General features: G+C 69.0%; 20 protein-coding genes and 2 pseudogenes. 10 read left to right on the forward strand and 12 right to left on the reverse strand.

Annotation, left to right across the window (positions count from 1 at the left end):
* Positions 1–712 precede the first annotated feature (712 nt).
* From AB0M62_RS33755 to AB0M62_RS33775, 5 genes are all read right to left on the reverse strand, one after another.
* Positions 713–2,869 carry a DUF1996 domain-containing protein gene (locus tag AB0M62_RS33755; protein WP_366078149.1) on the reverse strand — a complete coding sequence of 719 codons (2,157 nt, stop codon included), beginning with the start codon at positions 2,867–2,869 and terminating at the stop codon, positions 713–715.
* 458 nt (positions 2,870–3,327) lie between these two features.
* The gene (locus tag AB0M62_RS33760; protein ID WP_366078150.1) at positions 3,328–3,531 is read right to left on the reverse strand and encodes a cold-shock protein; all 204 of its coding nucleotides are present in this window, start codon (positions 3,529–3,531) and stop codon (positions 3,328–3,330) included.
* A gap of 803 nt (positions 3,532–4,334) precedes the next feature.
* Positions 4,335–4,514, reverse strand: a complete 180-nt coding sequence (locus AB0M62_RS33765; protein WP_366078152.1) for a hypothetical protein — start codon at positions 4,512–4,514, stop codon at positions 4,335–4,337.
* Between the two features lie 389 nt (positions 4,515–4,903).
* Positions 4,904–5,059, reverse strand: a complete 156-nt coding sequence (locus AB0M62_RS33770; RefSeq protein ID WP_366078153.1) for a hypothetical protein — start codon at positions 5,057–5,059, stop codon at positions 4,904–4,906.
* A 167-nt stretch (positions 5,060–5,226) separates the two neighbouring features.
* Positions 5,227–5,814 (reverse strand): protoglobin domain-containing protein, encoded by a 588-nt coding sequence (locus AB0M62_RS33775; protein WP_366078154.1) that lies wholly within the window; start codon positions 5,812–5,814, stop codon positions 5,227–5,229.
* Between the two features lie 198 nt (positions 5,815–6,012).
* Between AB0M62_RS33775 and AB0M62_RS33780 the strand changes: the two genes are divergently transcribed.
* A complete protein-coding gene (locus AB0M62_RS33780) occupies positions 6,013–7,923 on the forward strand; it encodes a Na+/H+ antiporter NhaA (protein WP_366078155.1) in 1,911 nt (636 codons plus the stop codon).
* 259 nt (positions 7,924–8,182) lie between these two features.
* On the opposite strand, the gene AB0M62_RS33785 is transcribed toward AB0M62_RS33780, so the two are convergent.
* The 3 genes from AB0M62_RS33785 to AB0M62_RS33795 all read right to left on the reverse strand — a co-directional run bounded on the left by AB0M62_RS33785 (position 8,183) and on the right by AB0M62_RS33795 (position 11,115).
* Positions 8,183–8,722: a hypothetical protein gene (locus AB0M62_RS33785; protein WP_366078156.1), complete on the reverse strand. Its 540-nt coding sequence runs from the start codon at positions 8,720–8,722 to the stop codon at positions 8,183–8,185.
* 70 nt (positions 8,723–8,792) lie between these two features.
* Positions 8,793–9,911 carry a DUF5937 family protein gene (locus tag AB0M62_RS33790; RefSeq protein ID WP_366078157.1) on the reverse strand — a complete coding sequence of 373 codons (1,119 nt, stop codon included), beginning with the start codon at positions 9,909–9,911 and terminating at the stop codon, positions 8,793–8,795.
* A 37-nt stretch (positions 9,912–9,948) separates the two neighbouring features.
* A complete protein-coding gene (locus AB0M62_RS33795) occupies positions 9,949–11,115 on the reverse strand; it encodes an amidohydrolase (RefSeq protein WP_366078167.1) in 1,167 nt (388 codons plus the stop codon).
* 298 nt (positions 11,116–11,413) lie between these two features.
* Here AB0M62_RS33795 and AB0M62_RS33800 point away from each other — a divergent pair, with 298 nt between their 5' ends.
* Positions 11,414–12,238 carry a hypothetical protein gene (locus AB0M62_RS33800; protein WP_366078158.1) on the forward strand — a complete coding sequence of 275 codons (825 nt, stop codon included), beginning with the start codon at positions 11,414–11,416 and terminating at the stop codon, positions 12,236–12,238.
* A 125-nt stretch (positions 12,239–12,363) separates the two neighbouring features.
* On the opposite strand, the gene AB0M62_RS33805 is transcribed toward AB0M62_RS33800, so the two are convergent.
* Positions 12,364–12,822, reverse strand: a complete 459-nt coding sequence (locus AB0M62_RS33805) for a hypothetical protein (protein WP_366078159.1) — start codon at positions 12,820–12,822, stop codon at positions 12,364–12,366.
* Positions 12,819–14,039, reverse strand: coding sequence for an FAD-dependent monooxygenase (locus AB0M62_RS33810; protein WP_366078160.1), 1,221 nt, complete (start codon positions 14,037–14,039; stop codon positions 12,819–12,821). Before AB0M62_RS33810 ends, AB0M62_RS33805 begins: the two co-directional genes overlap by 4 nt.
* 90 nt (positions 14,040–14,129) lie before the next feature.
* Between AB0M62_RS33810 and AB0M62_RS33815 the strand changes: the two genes are divergently transcribed.
* Positions 14,130–14,759: a TetR family transcriptional regulator gene (locus AB0M62_RS33815; protein WP_366078161.1), complete on the forward strand. Its 630-nt coding sequence runs from the start codon at positions 14,130–14,132 to the stop codon at positions 14,757–14,759.
* A gap of 289 nt (positions 14,760–15,048) precedes the next feature.
* Here the strand turns inward: AB0M62_RS33815 and AB0M62_RS33820 are convergent, their stop codons facing one another.
* On the reverse strand, positions 15,049–15,300 hold the full coding sequence (locus AB0M62_RS33820; RefSeq protein ID WP_366078162.1) for a type II toxin-antitoxin system RelE/ParE family toxin: 252 nt from the start codon (positions 15,298–15,300) through the stop codon (positions 15,049–15,051).
* Positions 15,297–15,578: a type II toxin-antitoxin system prevent-host-death family antitoxin gene (locus tag AB0M62_RS33825; RefSeq protein ID WP_366078163.1), complete on the reverse strand. Its 282-nt coding sequence runs from the start codon at positions 15,576–15,578 to the stop codon at positions 15,297–15,299. Before AB0M62_RS33825 ends, AB0M62_RS33820 begins: the two co-directional genes overlap by 4 nt.
* A gap of 250 nt (positions 15,579–15,828) precedes the next feature.
* On the opposite strand from AB0M62_RS33825, the gene AB0M62_RS33830 reads away from it, so the two are divergent.
* From AB0M62_RS33830 to AB0M62_RS33860, 7 genes and pseudogenes are all read left to right on the forward strand, one after another.
* Positions 15,829–16,587 (forward strand): alpha/beta fold hydrolase, encoded by a 759-nt coding sequence (locus AB0M62_RS33830; protein WP_366078164.1) that lies wholly within the window; start codon positions 15,829–15,831, stop codon positions 16,585–16,587.
* A 646-nt stretch (positions 16,588–17,233) separates the two neighbouring features.
* Positions 17,234–17,629 (forward strand): annotated as a pseudogene (locus AB0M62_RS33835) (alcohol dehydrogenase catalytic domain-containing protein); the annotation flags it as partial.
* 284 nt (positions 17,630–17,913) lie between these two features.
* A complete protein-coding gene (locus AB0M62_RS33840; protein ID WP_366078168.1) occupies positions 17,914–18,507 on the forward strand; it encodes a molybdopterin-dependent oxidoreductase in 594 nt (197 codons plus the stop codon).
* A 22-nt stretch (positions 18,508–18,529) separates the two neighbouring features.
* Positions 18,530–19,237 carry an FAD-binding oxidoreductase gene (locus AB0M62_RS33845; protein ID WP_366078165.1) on the forward strand — a complete coding sequence of 236 codons (708 nt, stop codon included), beginning with the start codon at positions 18,530–18,532 and terminating at the stop codon, positions 19,235–19,237.
* A 10-nt stretch (positions 19,238–19,247) separates the two neighbouring features.
* Complete coding sequence (locus tag AB0M62_RS33850) at positions 19,248–19,538, forward strand: DUF6510 family protein (protein WP_366078166.1); 291 nt, start codon at positions 19,248–19,250, stop codon at positions 19,536–19,538.
* 526 nt (positions 19,539–20,064) lie between these two features.
* Entirely contained in the window at positions 20,065–20,778 is a 714-nt protein-coding gene (locus AB0M62_RS33855; protein ID WP_366078169.1) for a DsbA family oxidoreductase, read from the forward strand.
* 128 nt (positions 20,779–20,906) lie between these two features.
* Positions 20,907–21,530 (forward strand): annotated as a pseudogene (locus AB0M62_RS33860) (transposase); the annotation flags it as partial.
* Positions 21,531–21,637 lie beyond the last annotated feature (107 nt).

Consider the following 21,637-nt stretch of genomic DNA (forward strand, 5'->3'; position numbering starts at 1 on the left):
CGGCCGGGACGCGGTGGTGTCATCCCAGCGGGCCCGCACCGGCCGGATCACCGCCGGGCTATGGCGCTGACGCCGCCGCGCGTGGGCCTGCCTACCAGCCGTACCGCCGGACGCCTGTGCACTGGCGTCCGGCGGTACTACATCTGCCCTCCCCCTGCAACCAGGACACCCGAGGTTGTGGAATGGCAGACACTCGAAGACAACCTGGGCACACGGCTACCCGAGGCCTACAAACAGCTCCGTGAGCGGATACCGCTGCGGGCTGTACTCACGCCTCAACAGGTCCAGCAGCTGGCCACGACGTCGTTCACCGGCCCCGACATGTTGGCTTCCGCTGGCCCAGTTGACGGGTTGCACGGGCGCATTGCCCTCAGGGTCCTTGGCCAGCTCCATGCCCTCGCGCGACAGCCGACGGAACGCCTCGGACTGAGAGGGCGCACGAGACAGCAGCGCGCGACTCCAGCCACGCCCAGGCATCGGTCAGACCGTGCAACAGCGCATCGGCATCAGGCTCATCCTGGAACGCCTGGCCTGCCGAACCCATCAGCATGCCCCGCGACACCGTGCACGAGCGCTACATGGCCGCCGATCGCGCCCACACCACGCACCGCGCTACTGCACCATCTGCCAGTCCGATACGGCCTGCGCCACCGAGGAGCGGCTGGACCCGCTCTTCGGCCGGGACCGAGCCCGGCCGAAGAGGCGAGGCCGGTCACCGCCGGCCGGTGACCTCGCGGCCGGTGCGCCTGCGGAGCAGCGCGATCCCCGTGACAACGAGCACCGCACCGGCGGCGGACGGCCACAGCTGGGCGCCGGTGGCCGCCAGGTCGCCCTGCGCGACCTGACCGTCCTGCGGCCGGGCACCGTCGTTCGCCGCGGGAGCGTTCGGTTCGCCGTCCTGGGCGGTGGCCCCGGTGGAGGGCGCGGAGGCATTCGTGCCGGCCGTGGCTTCCGGCTTGCCCGCCGGGTCCGCAGTGGCCCCGTCGTCACCGGCCGGCACCGCGTCGGCGGTCGCGTCGGCCAGCACTTCGGGGCTCGGCCGACCGCCGGGCGTCGCCGGTGCGCCGGGTGTTCCTGACGTCGGACGGGCCTGTTGCGGGGTCTCCGCGACGTTCGGCCCGGCCGGCTCTGCGGGCTGGTACGTGTCTGCGGCGTCAGGGCCGGGGCCGGCGCCAGGCGTGGCCGGTGCGGTGGTGGGCTGTTGTCCGTCGGCGCCGGGCGCGGTGGGCTTCGGTTCCTCCGCGTCGGGTGTGCCGGGGCGGCCGGAGGCGGTGGGCTCCGTTCCCGGTTCCGACGGCCCCTGCCCACCGTCGGCCGGAGCGTCCTCGGGGTCGTCGGGTCCGCATCGACGGCCGTCGTTGATGCAGTCGACCATCTCGTCCATCAGGTCCTCGTCGAAGACGTTGATGAAGTCGCCGTGGTCGGTGATCGGCTTGTGCAGCTGCTCGGGGAACGAGTCGACCGCGAACACCGAGGCGTTCTCGCCGTCGAAGACCGGCGGCGGCACGTCGTAGACGATCCGCTGGACCAGCCGCGGGATGGCCCGGAAGCCGTTCTGGCAGTTGCCGTCGGCGTCGGCGAAGGCCACATGCGTGCGGTGGTTGGCGCTGTCGGTGCTCTGGCCGTCCCAGCAGCTCTGGAACTTGAAGGTACGCACGACCTGGCTGCCCTCGGGGCAGATCGGGTACTTGTTCTTCAGCTGCCGGTCCTCGAAGCCGGTGCAGCTCCAGGAGGCGTTGGCGTTCGCGTCACCGTTGACGAAGGCTTTCGCGTCACCGGTGATGATGCGCAGGAAACGCGGCATGGCGGTGACCTTGCCCTGGGGGCTGCCCTCGAAGGTGAGCGTGACCTCCGACGGCGTCTGGATCTCGCCGACGTTCTGGTCCTTGCCGCCGCCGTCCGCGTCGGCGTCGGCGGCGTTCTGCCCGTTCTGCAGTCGCAGCACCGGCCAGTAGTAGGTCGACCTGTCGCCCTGGTCGCGGCAGGTGGTCCCGCCCGACGCGAGGTCGTCGTCCGTGGCGAATGCGTCGTTGGCCTGGTTGCCGACGTAGTCGTGCATGTGGTGCGCGCCGTTGCTCACACCGGGGGCGACGATGACGTTGTCCGGGTTGAACTTGCCGTTCTCGTTGACACCGCAGTCCGTGGTGAACGTGCCGGCGGAGCCGGCCTTGCGCCTGCCGGGCCCGGTGACGTTCGGTTGGACGGACCGGATGTCGGTGAAGTCGGACGCCTGCGGGCCGTTGCCCGCCTGCCCGCCGTTGCCGCCCGCCTGGCCGCCTCCGGCGTCTTGGCCGTCCTGCCCGTCGCCCTGGTCCTGGTCGCGCTGGTTCTGGTCGCGCTGGTTCTGGTCGCCGTTGCCGTTGCCGGCTTCCGTGTCGGCGTCGTCGGTCAGCAGGGTGCAGGGGGCCAGTGCCCGCAGTCCCTCGGGGAGTTGCCCGTCGACGCGGCCGATCGCTTCGGCGATCCGGTCGAGGCCGGCTTCCCGTTTGCTCTGCAGCGGTCCGAGGATGGCGTTCCGGGCGAACTGGGGATCTCTTGCGATCTGTTCCTTCTCCTCGGCGAACCGCTGGTAGGCCTCGGTGATCTGGCTGTCCATCGTCGCCAGTTCCCGGTCGACCTCCGGCCTTGCCGCCTCGGGCACCTCCGGCAGCTCGTTCGCGACCTCGGGGCATTTGACGGTTGCCGCGGCAGGCTCGCCGGCCAGGGTCTGCTCCTGGCTGCTCTCGCCGCCCGGCCAGGGCCCCTGTCCTTCGCCGGCGGCGGCATAGGAGTTGACCGTGATAAGACCGCCACCGCCGAGAATGAGCGCGATCGAGGCGGCGGCGACGCGCCTTCCGGCTCTCGGACGTCTTCGCATTGCCTGTCGCATCGGGCACTCCATCTGCTTCATCGCCGGGTGGACATGGGGGTGCCCCGGTCGAGGGCACGTGCGCAGTCCCATACGCACGGGCCTCGTCGGATGTTCAACCTCAAACGCCTCGGAAACCCCGACTGTGAAGAGGACAGCAATAGAACACACTCAAAACGACCATGCCCTGACCCGGGGCCAGGGATTCATCCTCGGTGCTGCGGCCGTCCCGAGTTAGCCTCGCGCAGTTGGCCTACCCAAGGGCCCCAAGGGCCTGGTGTGGCCTGGTGCGACTCCTTGGCTGCCAGCAGCGGGCATTCCGGACGCAGGCGCGGACGCGGTGCCGGTTGGTGAGGGCAGGGCAGCCCCCACCGTGCTTCTGCTGTGTGTCCCTGCCAGCACGGTTGCAGCCAGTGGGAGGCGGGATGCGCGAGGCTCCCTGAGCCAGCGCTCGGGGAGCCTCGCGGACCGGTGGTAAATCAGGCGACCGTGATGTTCTCCGCCTGGGAGCCCTTCTGGCCCTGCGTGACGGCAAAGGTCACGGCCCGGCCTTCCTGGAGCTCACGGAATCCGGACGAGTTGATGTTGGAGCAGTGCGCGAAGACGTCCGGGCCGCCGCCGTCCTGCTGGATGAAGCCGAAGCCCTTTTCGGGGTTGAACCACTTCACGGTTCCGCTGGCCATCTGGTGTGCCGCTCAGTCGATACAGGGTCCGCACCGTGCAGACCCCGAGGTGATCGCCCTGGTCCTGCACTGCACAGCAAAAACGCCCACGCCAGGGCGCGGGCAGGTACTGCGAACCACGACATCTGCCGCTGACGCTACATGGCGGAGCTACTTGTCTGCCAGAAAGCGACGATGACTTTGGATCTTCAGGATGCGAAGGGCGTTCGGGACGCCGTGGCAAGGGGCTGCTGAGTGATTCGGGTGCGCGTTTTGAGCGTACGTAGCCGATGAACGTGCCGGCCGAGACGCAGTGAACGCTCATGCCTCCCATGGCATTCGCCAACGACGACGTGGCCGTGGCCGCGGTCATGAAACCGGCCTATCGGTGGCGGCGACGCCTTCGGCTACGCGGTAGCCGGCCAGGTGGATGCATCTGGTGACGTTCGACGCCACGAGCCACCATATTGCGGTCGGCCTGACCGCCAACCTCGCCGTGGCGACCTTCCGGGCGGAACGGCGGCGCAACGTCGACCCACCGACCGCTCTGACTAAAAAACGTGGAGAAAGCACCCGAGCGTTACGACTCCGGCGGCCGCAATCGACGTAACTTGGATGAGCATCTTCCGGGATCTCATATGAGCCTCGCTCGGGGAAATGTCGCTCGTCGGTCGCCGCCGGGTGACGTCCTGAAGAAGGTCGATCCAGGTTTCGCACACTGTCCGCAGACACCGGCTGCGGACTGAGGCCAGCTCGTCAGCCGAGGCGGCACACCGGTCGTCGTGGTATCGACAAAGGGAACCGCAGCTGGCTTCGGCGATGGTTTACAAGCCGCCCATACGTATGAGCCACCAATCCGGGTTGTACGCGCCGCTCACCGAATCGTGCGGCACAGCCGGCCGCTCTTCCACGGTGTCTTCCAGCCGGATGGGCTCCGGCAGCTTCGAGAACCGTAGTTTGCGCTGCACCTGCGCCGCGTCAGTGGGTATACGTTCCTGTTCCATTTCAACGCCTCCTCAGCGTGGCCTTCGCACCGCACTTGCGACAGGGACGGAGGCCTCCTAGTCACTCCACGGAGCCAAGCGCGCACGATGGAATCGGTTGCATGCTCGGTCCGGCGTGCCGTGCCCGCACACTCAGGGGCGTGGCACTTGAGCGTCACCGGTCCAACGGATGACGATGCTGAAAGATTCCGGGCCTCTTCATGAGGTTGACTCACAGGTGAAGCCGCACCGGGAAGGTGCTCCGCATCGGAAACGGCCCGGCCTGCCAGGCCACAGACGGTGGCCGCTGATGCCGGACATACCGCGCGGCGGTCGGCGCCGTCCGTTCGTCGGGCGTGTCGCGCTGTGCCCGCGCACTCCGACGGCAGACCCGCCGCTGGGCACCGTTATCACTCGCCTGTGGACCGGTCGATCAACCGCCGTCGGCACACCGACAGCGTGCCCCACACCGCGACCGGCAGCAACGGCTCCAGCACCGCCACTGCCCACCCGAAGTGTCCCCTCGCCGAGATCATCACGGCGCGAGGCGAGTCGCGGAACCTCAAGTTCAGATCTTGCCCCGCCGGAATGGAAACGCGGCTTCCGAGGCGACGGCGTCCATGGCCATCGCCTGCTGTCCGGCCGTCAACGAGCGGCGTTGTTCAGCCCTGGAGCGTTGTGGCCTGTCCGCTCGCCAGGGTCGGTGCATGAGCGCCGACCGTACCCAGAGGGGTTACCAGCCCTCGGGCGCGTAAGGGCGAGTCCATAGCGCTACCTGGAGGGTTACAGCCTTGAACCAGGCCTGGTGCATGGCCTCTACCTGCTCGTCGCTGTGGCCGCCGGCGGACAGGAACGGCCGGATGGTCGCCGTGATGGGGTAGATGAACGCCACGAGGTACCGCATCGACACGTTGGGCACTGAGGGCACCTGGTCGGTTTGGTTCTTCTTCGCCGGTGTGTGCCGCACGGCGATCTCCTCCTGGTATGACAGCCACGTTGCGTCGTAGGGCCGCGTGCAGGTGTCCTCGATCCACTTGCCGAAGCGGGGCCTCACGGCGGCGAGGTAGGCCGCGATGGGCTCGCCTTCGGGTGTGGAGAAGTAGGCCACGAGGTGCTCATGCGAGCCGACGAAGTCATACCAGACATCCAGCACGGCCTCCACCTGGTCCCTGAGGACCTCCCAGGCCTGGCGCAGCGCCGCCTCGTCGGCCTCGCCGAAGAGGACCGCAGCCTTCAGCTTGTCGAGTTCCTGAAGGGGCACCGGCGACACCGGCAGCTTCTCGTCGCCGTAGCGGTAACCGGGAACGGCTACTTCACTCATCACTGCCTCCAGACGATCGGAAGGACCGTTGTGAACCTACGGCGACCTTCCGGCGCCTGCCACCGGGCGATGGCCATCCGTGCCCTGCGGGTAGCCCCGCCCCCGGGCACTTGAGAGACTTCGGGACCATCCCGCGTGGGGGCCGCTGAGGGGCGCGGCGCAGGGGCAGCCTGGGCAGTCGGCCGCGATAATCTCCGCGTGACCGGCAATGAGCCCAGCGGAGCGCGTCAGGGACTGTCCACCCAGAGCACGGCGCGCTGGCGGACTTTCGTGCAGACCGAAACAGGCAGCGCCGTCCTACTGCTTGCGGCTGTGGTTGCGGCCTTGCTGTGGGCCAACATTGACCTGCACTCGTACGAGGCCGTGTGGGAAGCGCGCTTCACGATCGGATTCGACACACGTCAGTTGTCGCTGTCTCTGCACGAGTGGATCAATGCGGGGCTGATGAGTCTGTTCTTCTTCGTCGTCGGCCTCGAGGCGCGACGTGAGTTCGACATCGGGGAACTGCGGGATCGCCGCTGGGTGCTGCTCAGTGGAGTGGCTGCTCTCGGCAGCATGATCGTCCCTGCGTTGATCTATGTCGCGATCAATGGCGGACGTGACTCGGTGCACGGGTGGGCCACGGCGATGTCGACCGACACCGCCTTCGCGCTAGGCATCCTGGCCGCGTTCGGGTCTCGGCTGCCAGCTTCCCTGCGAGCATTCATGCTGTCGATCTCGGTCGTGGACGACCTGGTCGCACTCCTGGTGATCGCCGTGTTCTACAGCGACGACATCCATGCGCCCGCGCTTGTGGCCGCTCTAGGCGCGCTGCTGGTCATCGCCGTGCTGCTCATGTCGGGTGCCCATTGCGGTGTGTACTGCGCCGCGTTGTCGGTGGTGGTCTGGGTGGCTCTGCACGAGGCCGGGGTCGATCCTGTGGTGACGGGGCTGGCCGTCGGGGCCCTGATGATCGCCTATCCGGCAACACGTGGAGACCTGGAGCGAGCAACCCGGCTGTTCCGTCACTTCCGCGAGCAGCCGACGCCCGAGCTGCAGCGGTCGGCGGTGCAAGGCCTGGCCGCAGCGATCTCTCCGAACGCACGGCTCGAGCAGAGGTTCCTGCCCTGGGTAAGCCTCGGCATCGTGCCGCTCTTCGCGCTGGCTAACGCGGGGATCGAGTTGAGCGGCGCGAAGCTTGCTGCGGCATTCACCTCACCCATCACTCTCGGCATTCTGTGCGGTTGCGTACTAGGCAAGATCGTCGGAGTCGTGGGAGCGATGGCGACTTCTCAGATGCTGTCTGGCGGGCGTCTTCGTCCCAACGTCGGCTGGGGCTCGGTCACTGCCGGCGGGGCGATCGCCGGGGCCGCCTTCACAGTTTCGTTGCTGATCGCTTCCCTGGCCTTCGAGGGGGAAGAACTGGACCAGGCACGCATCGGCATCCTCGCCACGCTGGTCGGTGCCTTCACGCTTGGCTGGGTGGTCACAGGGGTCATGCGCCTGATGCCGCCCGCCCGCAGGTCGCGGGCGCTCTGGGGAAGTTCCGAACCTCTGACGGATCTGGCGGTAGCCGTCGACGTGCATCACGACAAAATTCGTGGATCTGCGCATGCGGCCGTGACGGTGGTGGAGTATGGAAATTTCGAATGCCCATACTGCGGACAGGCCGAATCGGTGGTGCGGGATCTGTTGGGCAGCGATAGCGACGTCCGCTACGTATGGCGGCATCTGCCGCTGCCTGACGTACATCCGCATGCGCAGTTGGCGGCGGAGGCCTCGGAAGCGGCCGCGCGGCAGGGTCGGTTCTGGGAGATGCATGATCTGCTCTTGGATAGGCAGGACGCCCTCAGCGGGCGCGACCTCCTTCGCTACGCGCAGGAGCTCGACCTGGACATCGACGTGTTCCGAGGGGACTTGGAGCAACACCGCGGCGCTCTTCGAGTGGCGGAGGATGTGGATTCGGCAGACCTGAGCGGGGTGTCGGGCACGCCGACCTTCTTCATCAATGGTCGGCGTCACCACGGCGCCTACGACATCGCAGCGCTGACGCAAGCGGTGGTACGTGCAAGGCAGCAGGCGCTTGCAGGGCAGTTGGGCGCCGTTGAGCCGAAGTCCACCGCAGAGTGAACGAGTGGCAGCAGGGCCGCGAGGCCAGTTGCGGCTCAGCAGGGATCCGAACCCACTCGGTGCTGCTGAAGGATCTCCGCAGTCCAGGTGTCCACCACGGGACTGCGGCGATCATAGGAGGTCACGTTCTCCTGTAGCAGCCGCCGGCCGGCCGCGACGTAGCGGACCGTTCCTTTCGCGACGGCGACGTCGTTCCACATGTGGCTGTCACGCCCGCCGGTCCTGACATGGCGGCCAGGAGGCGGCCCAGACTTGTGGATCACGCTTCGCTGCCGAGATAGCGAGCTCGACCGACATCTATGCCGGCGACGACCGCCTTCACCCCCGGGATGCTTGTGTGGGTCGGCCGCAGCTTGAGAAGCGATGCGAGGTCCCGGCGAAGGCGCTCCTCGTCACCCGGCCCATAGGCTTCGCACACTCCGCCCAACCTGGGGGCTTGGGCCAAGAAAGAGTTCATCGTCAGGATGGCGGCCGTGCGACGGGCCCGTACGACTGCGACGGGATCGACAACCGTGCAGTGAAAGGTCACTGCGACGGGGAAATCCCACTCGGCGTCGGCTGACTCCAGGTTCCGTTGAACGACCACGGTGACATTCCGGCGGACGTTGACCGCACTCACGGCGGTGGCCTGCGCAGCGGTGGTGGCGTCGACCGTTCCGGCCACGTAGTCAGCGCCGATCCGGTGGACGAGGATTTCATCCGACGCCGCAACCAGTGGACGCCGACGTTGGCGGAACGCGCTCCACCGGAAGGACGGCTGGAGTTCACGATGCTGGGTGATGGGGTAACGCCTTGTCACGACGGATCTCCTGACGGTATTTCATACAGGCATGTTGTTGATCTGCGGGTTTTCCGGCAGACCCCCGCGTTCAGTACTGCAGCGCGGTGGCGAGGTCCCGGCCGATGTGCTCGACCGCTGCGAGATCCAGCCCGTAGTGCACGAAGCGGCCGTTGCGTTCCGTGCGCACCAGCCCCAGGTCTCGCAGTGCGCGTAGATGGCGGGAGACCTGTGGACGGGTCATCGACAGCCGGTCCGCCAGGTCGGCGGTGGACATCGACTGGCGGGCGATCAGTCGGCACAGTCTTACCCGGCGTGGGTCGGTGAGCGCCAGCATGCGGCTGCGGGCCAGCGTGACGCCCACTTCCGGGGCGGCGACCGGAAAGTGCACGACGGGCGGCAGGCCCGGCTCGTTCTTCACGAGCAGGTGCGGGGCGCCGTACAGGGTGGGGATGAGCAGTATCGGCGTACGGGCTGGAGTGATCACCGCATGGTGCACCTTGTCGAAGACGACGCGCATGGGGCCTGCGGTGCCCGAAGAGGTGGGTGAAGGGTCGCCGATGCGGGCGTTGGACGGGCTGAGTGAGACCAGCGCCGCCGCGGGCCCCTCGTCCGCAAGGCGCTGCCGTATGCGGTGTGCGGCGCGGGTGAGAGAGGGTTCGGTCTGGACCCACAGCTCGCGGAAGAAGACGGAACGGCACAGATCGAAGAAGCCGCACAGATCCGCGCGCAGCGCCTCGGGGTCGCGCAGCAGGTCCTCGGCTAGGCCGATGTGCGGTTCGGGGAGCCCGGAGGCAGCGTGACGCAGTGCGATGGCCTGCCCGGGCTCGTGCAGGACGCGGCCGAAGTCGAAGCCGCGGTAGCCGCTGGCGCAGGCGTACGCGGTGAGCTCGGCGAACCGTTCCAGAGGAAGCCGGGCCGGGTTCGGCGACCGGGCGCCCGATGCCGCACCTGCGCCGGCGGCCACCCCGTCGAGCCCTGGATAGAAACCTCGCCAGCGCAGCGCCGTCCACAGCGGCGAGAACCGCCGGAGCCCTGCCCGGAAGGCGGGTGGTGCCGCACCGGCGACCTGTTCGGCCCAGGGCGCGTGATCCGGGTGGTGCCCGTGTTCGGTCAGCACATGCAGCGTCGCGGCCAGCTCGGCGAGAGGCGACACCGCGACCGTGAAGCGGTGGGGGGTCGCGCCTTCCAGGACGATGACGACCGACATGGGCGGAGTGTACGGACGAGCATCCGGTGGCGGGGCCTCAGCCTGCCGCGAACTCGGCGCGCGAGCGTGCTGCGCGCTCCGCTCTTGAGCCTGCCGCGAACTCCGCCCGCGCCGCCGCCAGGAAGTCCGGATCGGTGACCAGATCGCAGACGACCCGAGCCAGGCCGGTCGCCGCGAGCTGGGTGCGGTCGTGGGCGAAGGACGTCGCCGCCGCATCGCGCATGGCCTCGGAGTGGCTGGGCGTACCGAGCCTTGCGACCTGAACGTACGGATGGATGACCGGCATGAGCTGCGAGAGGTTGCCGATGTCGGAGGAGCCGGCCGGGCTGTCCGGGTCGCCGGGCGCGATGTTCAGGCCCAACGCGCGCGCCGTGGCACCGAAGCGCGCGGCGAGCACCGTGTTCTTGCGGCGCTCCGCGTACAGGGGACCGGTCTCGCAGACCTCCGCCTCGGTCTCGGTGGCGAGCGCTGCCCCGTGGGCCGCTTTATGGACCCGCTCGACCAGCGCCTCGGCCGATGCCGCCGTGCGGTCACGCACGTAGAGATCGACCGAGGCGCGGGCCGGGACCACATTGGGGGCCTGCCCGCCGTCCGAGATGATCCCGTGCACCCGGGCGGTCGGTGGCATGAACTGACGCATCGCGTCGAGTGCGCCGAGGAACAGCTGGGCCGCGGCCAGTGCGCTGCGACCCTCCCACGGGGATTTCGCGGCATGCGTGCTCACGCCGGTGAAGCGGATCCGCAGGTGTGCTGCGGCCAGCGCGTGCTGGGTGGTCAGCGAGCGGTCGCCCGGGTGGAACATCACGGCGGCGTCGACGCCTTCGAAGACTCCGGCGTCGGCCAGTCGAACCTTGCCCGCGCCGCCCATCTCCTCACCGGGCGTGCCGATGACGGCGATGGTGCCCGGGTGGCCCGGCAGCGTGCGTAGGGCGGCGATCGCGGCAGCCGCACCCCCGGCCGCGATGAGATTGTGGCCGCAGCCGTGCCCGATAGCGGGCAGCGCGTCGTATTCCGCGAGCACGGCGACGTACGGACCGGGGCTGCTCCCCTCGTGGACCGCCACGAACGCGGTGTCCACTTCCGCCACCGGCGCCTTCACCGTGAAGCCCGACTCCGTGAGCCAGCCGGTCAGCACCTCCTGGGCATGGAACTCGGCGAACTTCAGCTCCGGCCGCGCATGGATGGCACGGCTCACCGCTTCCATTCGGGGCCGTAGCGCAGCAAGTTCGGCGGAAAGGGCCTGCAGGGTAGGTGTGGTGCTGGACATGAGAACTCCCATCGTCCCGTCGGAGGTGACTCGTCACGTACGTCGAGACTGCGTCCAAGGCTCCATCGCGGGCCTGCGATTACCGCGCCTCAGGTAACCCGTCAACGCGTCCGAGGTTCGTCTGGAGTGATCCCCTGAGATCCGCTGCTGGGCTCCTGTTGGACACGGCGACCCTACGGATACCCATGTCGACCTCGGCGCCGTCACCGCCCCCTCCGGGGTCCTCGTGCTGGGGATGGCGGGCTGGATCGACTACTGGCCGCAGGTGGGTCGGCCGCTGTCCGAGCGGGCCCGGACGGCGGCGGGTTCCGGTGGTGGCCACTTTTACGGACCCGAAGACAGCCGGCCGGGCGCTTGGATGTGCGAGGCGATCGCCGTGGAGGCTTCCGCGGACCGGCCCCTGCGGGTGCGGGCTCAGACGTCGGCCTCACCCTTCGACGGGGAACCGACGATCGGCGTCCTCGAAGTCGACCTCGGGTTGCCCTGGACCGGTCGTGATGACGGTGAACCCCTGCGGCTGGGGGACCTGCCGGTCGACCGGTGCGGCATGGTGCTCGGCGACGCGCGGGCGCTGGACCGCTTCACCGGCTTGGACGGCGAGTCCACCAACGGCCTGGCCGACGTCACCTACTGGGGCAAGTACGAAGACACTGTGCACGCGCAGTTCGGCGGTGATCGCATCCCGCAGCACCACAGCGGACACGGTCCGCGAGGATGGCTCGACCTGCCGCTCGCCGAGGCCGAAGCGGTCGCCGAACGGCTCCGGACCTGGACCCGCGAAGGACCGGGCAACGGTTTGATAGTCGCCGTCGATGCCCACACCGACTTACACCGATTCAGGCGGGCCAGTTGGAGCCACCCACTGCTGGCGGGAGTAGTCGACCTCGGCGGCTGCCCAGTGCTCGGTCTCGACTGGGATCCCGGGGACCACTCCATGCGCCACCACGGCGAACGTGCCTACGGACAGGTCTACCCGGCCACGCTCGAAGCCCGTGTGGGCGAAGCAGTACTGCGCTGGACTATCCCGCCCTATGACCCTGAGCTCGATGGCCGCACCTGAGCAACAGGGCGATGGTCGTGGGGCCTTCAGCCGCAGATCGGGAAGGCCGCCTGGGTCGGCGAGGCTCACCATCAAGTCTTCCAAGCCGACGCTCGATTCCCCCCATGACGCCTCCTCTTGTGTGGTCAGGGGGTCGCGCTGCGCAGGGACAGCGCAAAGGCGCAACTGGTGATGGTGAGGACGGCGATCGGCGGAGGGGGCAGCAGCTGGATGGAAATCGCCAAGGCGGCCACGGAGACCGCGAGGGTGATCCATCCGAAGGCGGTGCGGCGCTGGACGAGGGTCGGGGCGTGGCGGATGGCGGCGAGGGCGAGCAGGCCGCAGGCACTGGCGAAGAGGGCCATGACGATGCTGAAGCCGTTGAAGGCATCGAGGATGGTGCGTTCCAGACCCAGCAGAGTGAAGGTGGATTCCCGCATGGCGGTGTCGGCATCACGCTGCTGAGGGGTCTGGGTGGCCAGCGCCGCGGCGGTGGCGAAGGCGAGGTGGCCGATGCCCAGGAGTACGAAGCCCCAGGCGCCGACCGCGAACTGGCGGATTGAGCCGGCTCGGCGGATGGGGCGGGATGTGTCCGTGCCGCTCACACTTGCTCCTTGACGTTGGCGGGGGCGGAAGAAGGGGCTGGCGCCGGCCGGCCCGAACCGAGAGGCGGGGTCCAGCCAAGGACCGTGTCCAGGGCTCTTAGCGACAGTGCCTGCGGCGTGGCCCGTACGGCCAGGTTCCGGATGGACGTGGCGAACGGGTGGGAGAGCTGGACGAGTTCGCCGATGCGCCGGGAGCGACGGCTGATCCGGGTAGTCCGCCGGTATCTGGCCGTCGTATAGGCCGCGAGCGCGGCCGGTACGTTCTCGGATGCGAGGAGGTGCGCTGCGACGACCGCGTCCTCGATGGCCTGGCAGCCGCCTTGGCCCATATTCGGCGTCATGGCGTGGGCGGCGTCGCCGAGCAGGGCCACCCGGCCGGCGTGGAACCCGGGCAGGGGCGTGGCCAGTTCGCAGAAGTCGTGGTGGAGTACGTCGGCCGGGTCGAGCCGCTCCAACCGGTCCAACAGCGCGGGTATCGGGTCGTGCCACGCGGCGAAGCGCCGGACCAGTTCCGCGTGGTGGTCGCTCGGCCCCCTGCCGGGTTCGGCAATAGCGGTGGCGGTGGCGTAGAGATAGATGCGGCCGTCGGCGAGCGGAACGACACCGAACCGCTCGCCTCGCCCCCAGGTCTCGGCGGCCGCCTGGGGAGGCAGGCCCTCACCGGGCACCACCGCTCGCCATCCGGCTTCACCGGCGCGCCGCAGCCCGGGGTGGTGGGGGAAGAGCTGCGCGCGGAGCGGGCTGCGGATGCCGTCCGCCGCCAGTACGACGTCGGCGCGCAGGTCGCCCGCCGACGTACGCACGATCGCGCTGTCACCGGCGTCGTCCACGCCGGTCACCGAAACGCCGAGGTGCACGACGTCAGCCGACAGGGCAGCCGTGAGGGCCGCGATCAGGAAGCCGCGGTGCACAGCGCGTGCGGGGAGCCCGTAGCGGGCGGACAGCGCGCCGCCGTCGGACCGGCTCAGCCATCTGCCATCGGGCGTGCGCAGCCCGACACTGCCGGGCAGGGCGTCACCCGTCCGCAGCGCAGATCCCAGGCCGATCGAGTCCAGGGCGCGAATGGCGTTCGGGGCCAGCACGATCCCGGCCCCGATGCCCGTATGCGTGGCGGCCCGTTCGCATACGGTGACGCGCCATCCGCGTCGACTCAGGGCCACCGCCACGGTCAAGCCCGCGATTCCACCTCCGGCCACAACGGCGTGACGAACGCCCATGTCGGCTCCCCTTCTTCCGATCCCCTACATCCCCTACATCCTCTACATCCGTAGAGGATGTAGTGAACTCTACACATGTAGAGTGGCAGTGTGTCCATCCCCGACCGGCAAGACCGCGAAGACCGCGAAGACCGCGAAGACCGGCAAGACCGCCGATCCTTGATCGCCGACGCCGCCATCAGCACCGTGGCCACCGCCGGACTGCGCGGCCTGACCCATCGCGCGGTCGACTCCGCCGCGGGCCTGCCGGCCGGCAGCACGTCCTACTACTTCCGCACCCGCAGCGCTCTGATCAGCGCCTGCTACCTCCGCCTGGCCGAGCTCTCCGTCGCCGACGTCGACCACTGGGAAGCGGGCCACGGGCGACTGGACCTGGAGTCCGCGGCGGCCGCGCTGGCCGCGCTGCTGCACCACTGGCTGACGGCGGCGCGCGACCGCCAGCTCGCCCGCTTCGAACTCACCCTGGAGGCAACGCGCCGGCCGGAGCTGCGTGCCGACCTGCGCACCGCCGGCCTCGCCGCACGATCCAGGGCCACCACCCTGCTGGCAGCACTCGGTGCTCCCCATCCAGCACCGGCAGCCGAGCTGCTCGTCGCCTGGACCGACGGCCTTCTGTACGACAGGCTCGCCGGCGCCCTGGCCGAGGCCCGCCCGCTTCCCGATGTGACCGAACTGGCCACAGTGGCACGGCAGATGCTCAACGCCGCGCTTTCCACCTGAGCCCGAGGCTGCCTCGTATCACGAGACGCACTTTCAGTGACCTGCGCCAGGCTCGGCCGGGGCGCCGGAGCGGGAGGAGCCGGCCGGTCAGGTCATCGACCTGATGGCCGCCCTGAACGCATCGGCGGCGCGGGCGAAGGAGCGGCGCGGCGACGCGACGGTGCACGCCGTTGTGATGGTTGAGGCGATGGCGTCCACCGCAAGGAGCATCTCAACGAGGAAGGGATGCGGAGGTATACAGCCCCAGGGCCACATGGACGAAGACGTGAGCTGGGAGCGGGGCACGCGTCTAAGGGACGCGGCCGACCTTGAGGATCAGGATGGTGACGGTCTCCCGCTCCGGCCGGTAGAGCACCCGCCAGTCCCCCACCGGCAGCCGCCAGTACCCCGAGCCGCCCAGCTCCCGGGCGGCGGGCGGCTGCCGGTCGTCCGCAAGGGCCCGCACGGCGGCCGCGCATTCCTTCGCACCGGTGGGATCGGTCTGGCGCAGTCTGCGGAATTCGTCCATGGCCTGGTGCTGCCATACGACGGTGAAGGTCACGAGGCGGCTGCCCGGCGGTCCTCGCCCTCGAGCTGGGCCATGAAGTCCTCGTGCGTCATCGGCTCACCGGTCTCAGAGGCGTCGCGGGCGCGGGCGTCGGCGATGTCCGCCTCGTCGCGCAGGCGCCGCAGTTCCTCGAGCTCCTCGACGGGGATCAGCGCGGCGGCGGGCTCGCCGTACTCGCTGATCACGATCTGCTCATGGCCGTGACGGACCCGGCCGACGAGCTGCCCGAGCTGGTTTCTGGCCGCCACCAGCGGCACCGTCTCACCATCCATACCTTCACCGTACACACCCGCGGGTGTGCACTGCAGGTGATCATGCACATTCGGCGCCCGGGCGCCGGGACCGCCCCCAAGGGGGAGACGAGCGGGCGTCTGCGACGGGTGCCGCAGTACGCTGCGCGCGGTCAGTCGTCGTCTTCGAAGGGGAGATAGCGGCGAGCGTCCATGACCCGGTCGAACGAGCCTAGGTCGGCGTGTTGCCCTCGCTTCGATTCGGCCCAGCGGCCGATTCGGGCGCTGGCGGTTGCCTGCGGACCAGCTTCCCAAGCAGCGGCCAGACAAGGACGAGCAGCGCGACCGCGCACAGGACGACCGCGAGCGGCTCGCTCCACAGCCCACTGATGTCGCCGTGGCTGAGCTGGAAGGTGCGGCGCAGCTCCTCCTCCGCCATCGGGCCGAGGATCACCCCCGAGGACGAGCGGCAGCACGGGCAGCCCGAACGCCGCATCACAAAGGCCAGCCGGCCAAACACATCCTGCTGGCCGGCGGACTGGCACTCCCATCCGCCGGCGCCTCCACACAGGGGTCCGAACCGAGAGGCTTCGGCTCGGTCTCCACGGCTCCGAACCTTCCGGCAGGGTTCAAAGACACCTTCACCAGCCAGTACATCCAGCCCGGCGGACTGCGCCAGCACGCGGTCATCGGAGGCGACGGTCCGCCGCACCTGCTGGTGCACGGCTGGCCCGAGAACTGGTACGCATGGCGCCTGCTGATGCCGGAACTGGCCAAGTACTTCACCGTGATCGCCGTCGACCAGCGCGGTATCGTGCTGACCGACAAGCCCAAGGACGGGTACGACACCGCCGCCCTCGCCAGCGACCTGGTCGCGCTGATGGACGCGCTCGGCCACGAGCGGTTCGCCGTCGTCGGCCACGACACCGGAATGATCATCAGCCATGCACTCGCCGCGGATCACCCCGAGCAAGTCGAGCGCGTGGCCCTCGCCGAGGTCCCCGCCCCCCCCACCGACGCTGAAGGCCTCACCTCCCCTGTTCATCGATGAGGCGCACAACAACAGGCTCTGGCACATCCCCTTCAACCGGGTCAACAACGAACTGACCGAGAAGCTCGTCAGCGGACGGGAAGAGATCTTCTTCGGCTACGAGTTCGACATCCAGGGCGTGAGAAGTTGCCCGACTACGCGCGCGAGTACTACTTCCGTCTCTTCTCCGACCCCGCCACCCTGCGCGGTAGTTTCGGGTTCTACCGTGCGTGGGACGCCACCCGGGCGGCCCGTACAGCACTCGAAATGACACTTACGCGGTTATGCCGGTACCGACGGGCGCCCAGGCGAGCTGTTTCACCGTCGCACGATTGCTCTGTGTCCCGGCAAAAAGCCAGCTCCAACTTGAGCACTGCAGCGCGCACGCCGACAATGAAAGCGGGTTGCGGTGTCCATTGTCGACGTGGGCTGACGTTCAATGCCACGGCGGGCGGTGCCCACACGGATGGACCGTCTATGCATACGGTCGGGTCGGCACAGTGCCCAATTAGCCGCCTGGTACATCCACGTCTGTCGTGGCTCCGCGGTGCACCGGACGCTGACATTGGTCGTGGTGAGTCGCCGGTCCCCTCCGTGACCGAGAAACGCGTCTGAGGAGCACCTCGCGCTCGATATCAAGAATTCCCATCCTCTATGAGGAACTGCCATGCAAGCCATCGCCGTTCGCGACCGTTCCGCCGGAGTCGCCCTGACCGACATGCCGTACCCCCACGCCAGCGAGAGCGATGTCATCGTGCGGGTGCACGCTGCGGGGTTCACCCCCGGAGAGCTAGGGGGGCCGGGAACGTGGTCCGACCGGGCTGGCCGCGACCGGACGCCGAGCGTGCCCGGGCATGAGCTGTCGGGTGTCGTGGTCGCGTTGGGGTACGGAACCACCGGCCTGACCGTCGGCCAGCGGGTGTTCGGGCTGACCGACTGGACCCGCAACGGCTCACTGGCCGAGTTCGCCGCAGTGGAGGCCCGCAGCCTCTCTCCGCTTCCAGCGGACGTCGACCACACCGTGGCCGCCGCGGCCGCCGCACTGCCGATCTCCGGGCTGACTCGGATTTCCTCGTGTCCCGCTTCAAGGAAGGCTCAGTCCGAAGGTTCCGACATCGAATTCACCAGTACTCCGGAACGCACTCGAGCGTTCGGGAAAGGGAGCAAAAGAGCGAGAAGGTCGCCCTCCGCGGCCGCCAGTCCCTGGCCGCGCTCCATCTTCGCCGCTGTCAGCGACGAGAACGCCAAGGTCGTGCCAAGGTCGGCGGCTTCCAGACCGCTGACATGGCGAAAGCGCGAACAGTCACGTTTGGTAATCCTGCCGACATGAAGGGTGGTGAGCGCCCCATGGTCACGCGTGGATTCACGGGACGTCCTCGACGCACGGAAGGCGCCGTGCCGCCAGGGCAGTACGTCACCAAGGACTTCCCGGTGCTGACGGCCGGGGGTGCCCAGCACCTACCGACCCGGGCGTGGGAGCTGGTGGTCACCGACGGGACCACGGAGAGGATCTACGCGTGGGCATCGCTGCACGATCTGGGCGTGGTGGACCTGACCACAGACATCCACTGTGTCACGCACTGGTCCAAGCTGGGGACGACCTGGCAGGGTGTTCCGGTGGCGGCCGTGTTGGAGGACGCGGGGATGGCCGACGAGCCCTACGCGCTGGTTACCTCCTATGGTGGCTACAGCACGAATGTCTTGGTGGAGGACCTGGTGGACCACGACGCGATCGTCGCGGTGGGCTATGAGGGCGGTCCCATTCCCGCCGAGCACGGCGGGCCGGTTCGGCTGCTGGTGCCGCACCTGTATCTGTGGAAGTCCGCCAAGTGGCTGCGCGGGATCCGGGTGATGCCCGAGGACGAGCTGGGATTCTGGGAAAACGCTGGTTACCACCACCGCGGTGACCCGTTCCTCGAGCAGCGCTACTACGGTGACTGACCGTTCAGCCACGCCGACGCGCGTGCGACCCGTTCACGGCTGGCGACTCGCCACCATCGTCGGTACGGCGCGTGAGACCGCCTCGGCGCACAGCATCCAGCTCGCCGTCGCCGACTGGCCGGGGCATGTGGCCGGCCAGCACATCGACGTCCGGCTCACTGCCGACGACGGATATCAGGCCACCCGAAGCTTCTCGCTGTCCGCCGCGCCTGGGGAGGCGCCGCAGATCACCGTGGAACGCGTGGACGACGGCGAGGTGTCTCCTTACCTGGTCGACATCGCCACCGATGGTGATGCCCTGGAGGTCAGGGGACCAGTGGGGGGCTACTTCGTGTGGCAGCCCGGCGACGACGCACCGCTGCTCCTGGTCGCCGGCGGCTCCGGCATCGCGCCGATGCGCGCCATCTGGCGCGCCGCCCGCGCTCACGGCACCCCGGTGCGACTGGTGTATTCCGCGCGCACCGCCGACCGGGTCATCTTCGCCGACGAGCTGCGCAGTCCCGACGGGCCGGAGACCACCGTTCACCTGACCCGGGAGCGGGCTGCGGGATTCAAGCACGGCCGACTGGGAGCCGACCATCTGAGCGCACTGCTCAGTTCCGATGGCGTTCGCGAGCCGCGGCTGCGGGCTTACGTGTGCGGCCCAACCGCATTCGTGGAGGACGCTGCCCGCGAACTGACCGGCGCCGGCCTGGACGCCCACTTGTTGAGGACAGAGCGGTTCGGATAGGAGGCCCGAAGTGAACGCAGAGGAAGACCTCCTCTCGGTGCACCCGGAGGACGGCCATGTGGACGGCAACGCCGTCGCCGGCGCGATGTCGCTGGTCCTGGGCCGGGAGGCAACCACGATCGTCCTGGAGTGCGCCGAGTGCGGCGATCGGCACCGCGTCGCCGAAACCCGGGTCTACCTGCGCTGCCCGGGCATGGTGGTGCGCTGCCCAGCGTGCTCGGCGTGCGAGGTGCTGCTCGTCGACCGGCCACACCGGCTTCAGCTCACGCTGATGTCGATCCGTATCATGGAGCTGCCGTGACCCCCGCCCCGCCTTGCTAACGACCGCGAGGCGGTGGGAGCGGCGGGCTCAGGCGGCCCGGTCGCTGGGGTGCGCGGACATCGTCGACGCCCTCGGCCGGACGCATCGACACCACGCGCACATCCACAACCTCGTCACACCGACGCCAGGCAGTGTCCTGTTCGGGCAGGCAGTCATGACCTCCTACCTCCTGCACTGCGACGGTTAACCCCGAGAACCACAGCTTCGGCGCCCTGTTCCGACATTCGGGACTTCGCCGAGCTGCGCGCCTACCCGTTCGCCGCCTACTGCTCCTCCGGACCGACCACGCTCGCTGAGAACGCCATCCCCTCCCCCGACTGCACGTCGTCGGAGGCGGGTCCGGCTTGCCTCACCCTGCTCGTCGAGCGCCTCACGCCCGACGCCCGGGCCCAATTCGTGTCGCACCTCACACGCCTCCCCCACGGAATGAGGCGGCCCCGGTGTGCGTTCACGCCAAGGCGGAGGGGGCCTCCGTGCCCCGTACGACCCTGGAGTGATGAAGAAGATGCGCGTCGAGATCTGGAGCGACATCGCCTGCCCCTGGTGCTACATCGGCAAGGCACGCTTCGAGAAGGGACTCGCGGCCTTCGCCCACCGCGACGAGATCGAGGTGGTCCACCGCTCCTTCGAGCTCGACCCGAGCCGGGCCAGGCACGACACCGCCCCCGTGGTCGACGTGCTGGCGAAGAAGTACGGCCGCACCCTCGACGAGGCCCGGGCCATGGAGAAGCACGTCGCCTCCAATGCGCGTTCCGAGGGGCTCGAGTACCGGACCGAGGGCCGTGATCACGGCAACACCTTCGACGTCCACCGGCTGCTGCACCTGGCCAAGGCCCGTGACCGCCAGGACCAGCTCCTGGACCTCGCCTACCGGGCAAACTTCGCCGAGGAGCGGTCCGTCTTCGACCGCGACGTGCTGATCACCCTCGCGGTGGAGGCGGGCCTGGACGAGCAGGAGGCCCGGGAAATCCTCGCCGACGAGACGGCGTACGCCGACGAGGTACGCGCCGACGAGCGCGAGGCCGCCGAGCTGGGCGCGACCGGAGTGCCCTTCTTCGTGCTCGACCGCCGCTACGGGGTCTCCGGCGGCCAGCCCGCCGAGGTCTTCACACAAGCGCTGGAGCAGGCCTGGCAGGGGCGGGCGATCATTCCGATCGGCACCGACGCCGCCGCCTGCGACGCCGACGGTTCCTGCGAGGTCCCGCAGACCGCGCCCTGACGGCACACCGACTGCTGCACCGGGCGCAGCGTCCCGCTCAAGCACGCCGACGATGACCAGGTGGCGGCGATGCTCAACATCGCGGTGAACGACAGCACGGGCCACACTCCGGCGAGGGTTTTGTCACCCTGGCCTTCGATGCCTCGTATCAGGGCGAGAGCGAGGGCGAGCCGCACTCCCTGGAGAACCCCTTCGCCCGGGCCGAGGACATCAAGAGCGCCGTCACGTTCATGACGACGCGCGACGAGGTGAACCCCGAGCGCATCGGCGTCTGCGCGTCGGGCGGCTACGTCCCCTACGCCTCACAGACCGAGCACCGCATCAAGGCCGTCGCGACGGTCAGCGGCGCCGAAAGGACAACGCCCCGGCACCACCGCCCGGACGAGGAACTCGGACGGTCCCGGGGCGGCCTGACCTGCAAGATCCACCTGGCCGGCGAGGGCGGCTGCCGTCCTTTGGCCTTTCTGGTCACGCCGGGCCAATGGGGCGACGCACCGCAAATGGTTGAGGTCCTGGACCGGATCCGGGTGCCCCGCCCGCAGGGCGGGCGGCCCCGGACCCGGCCCGTTCACGTCAGCGGCGACAAGGCCTACAGCTCCCGCCGCAACCGGCGCTACCTGCGAAGACGCCGGATCAAGCACACCATCCCCGAGCCGAAGGACCAGCGGGCCAACCGCCGGCGCAGAGGAAGCGCGGGCGGCCGGCCCACCGGGTTCAACCAGGAGCACTACCGGCGGCGCAACGAAGTCGAGACGAGCAAGCCGCAGCATCTGGACCGTGGCCGGGCGGATCAAGAACGTCCGGTACACCGGGCATCCGGGCCGGTTGGCGATGCTTGCGAAGTACCGCAAGGGCGAGT

Source organism: Streptomyces sp. NPDC051219, from assembly GCF_040682335.1.
GTDB lineage: Bacteria > Actinomycetota > Actinomycetes > Streptomycetales > Streptomycetaceae > Streptomyces.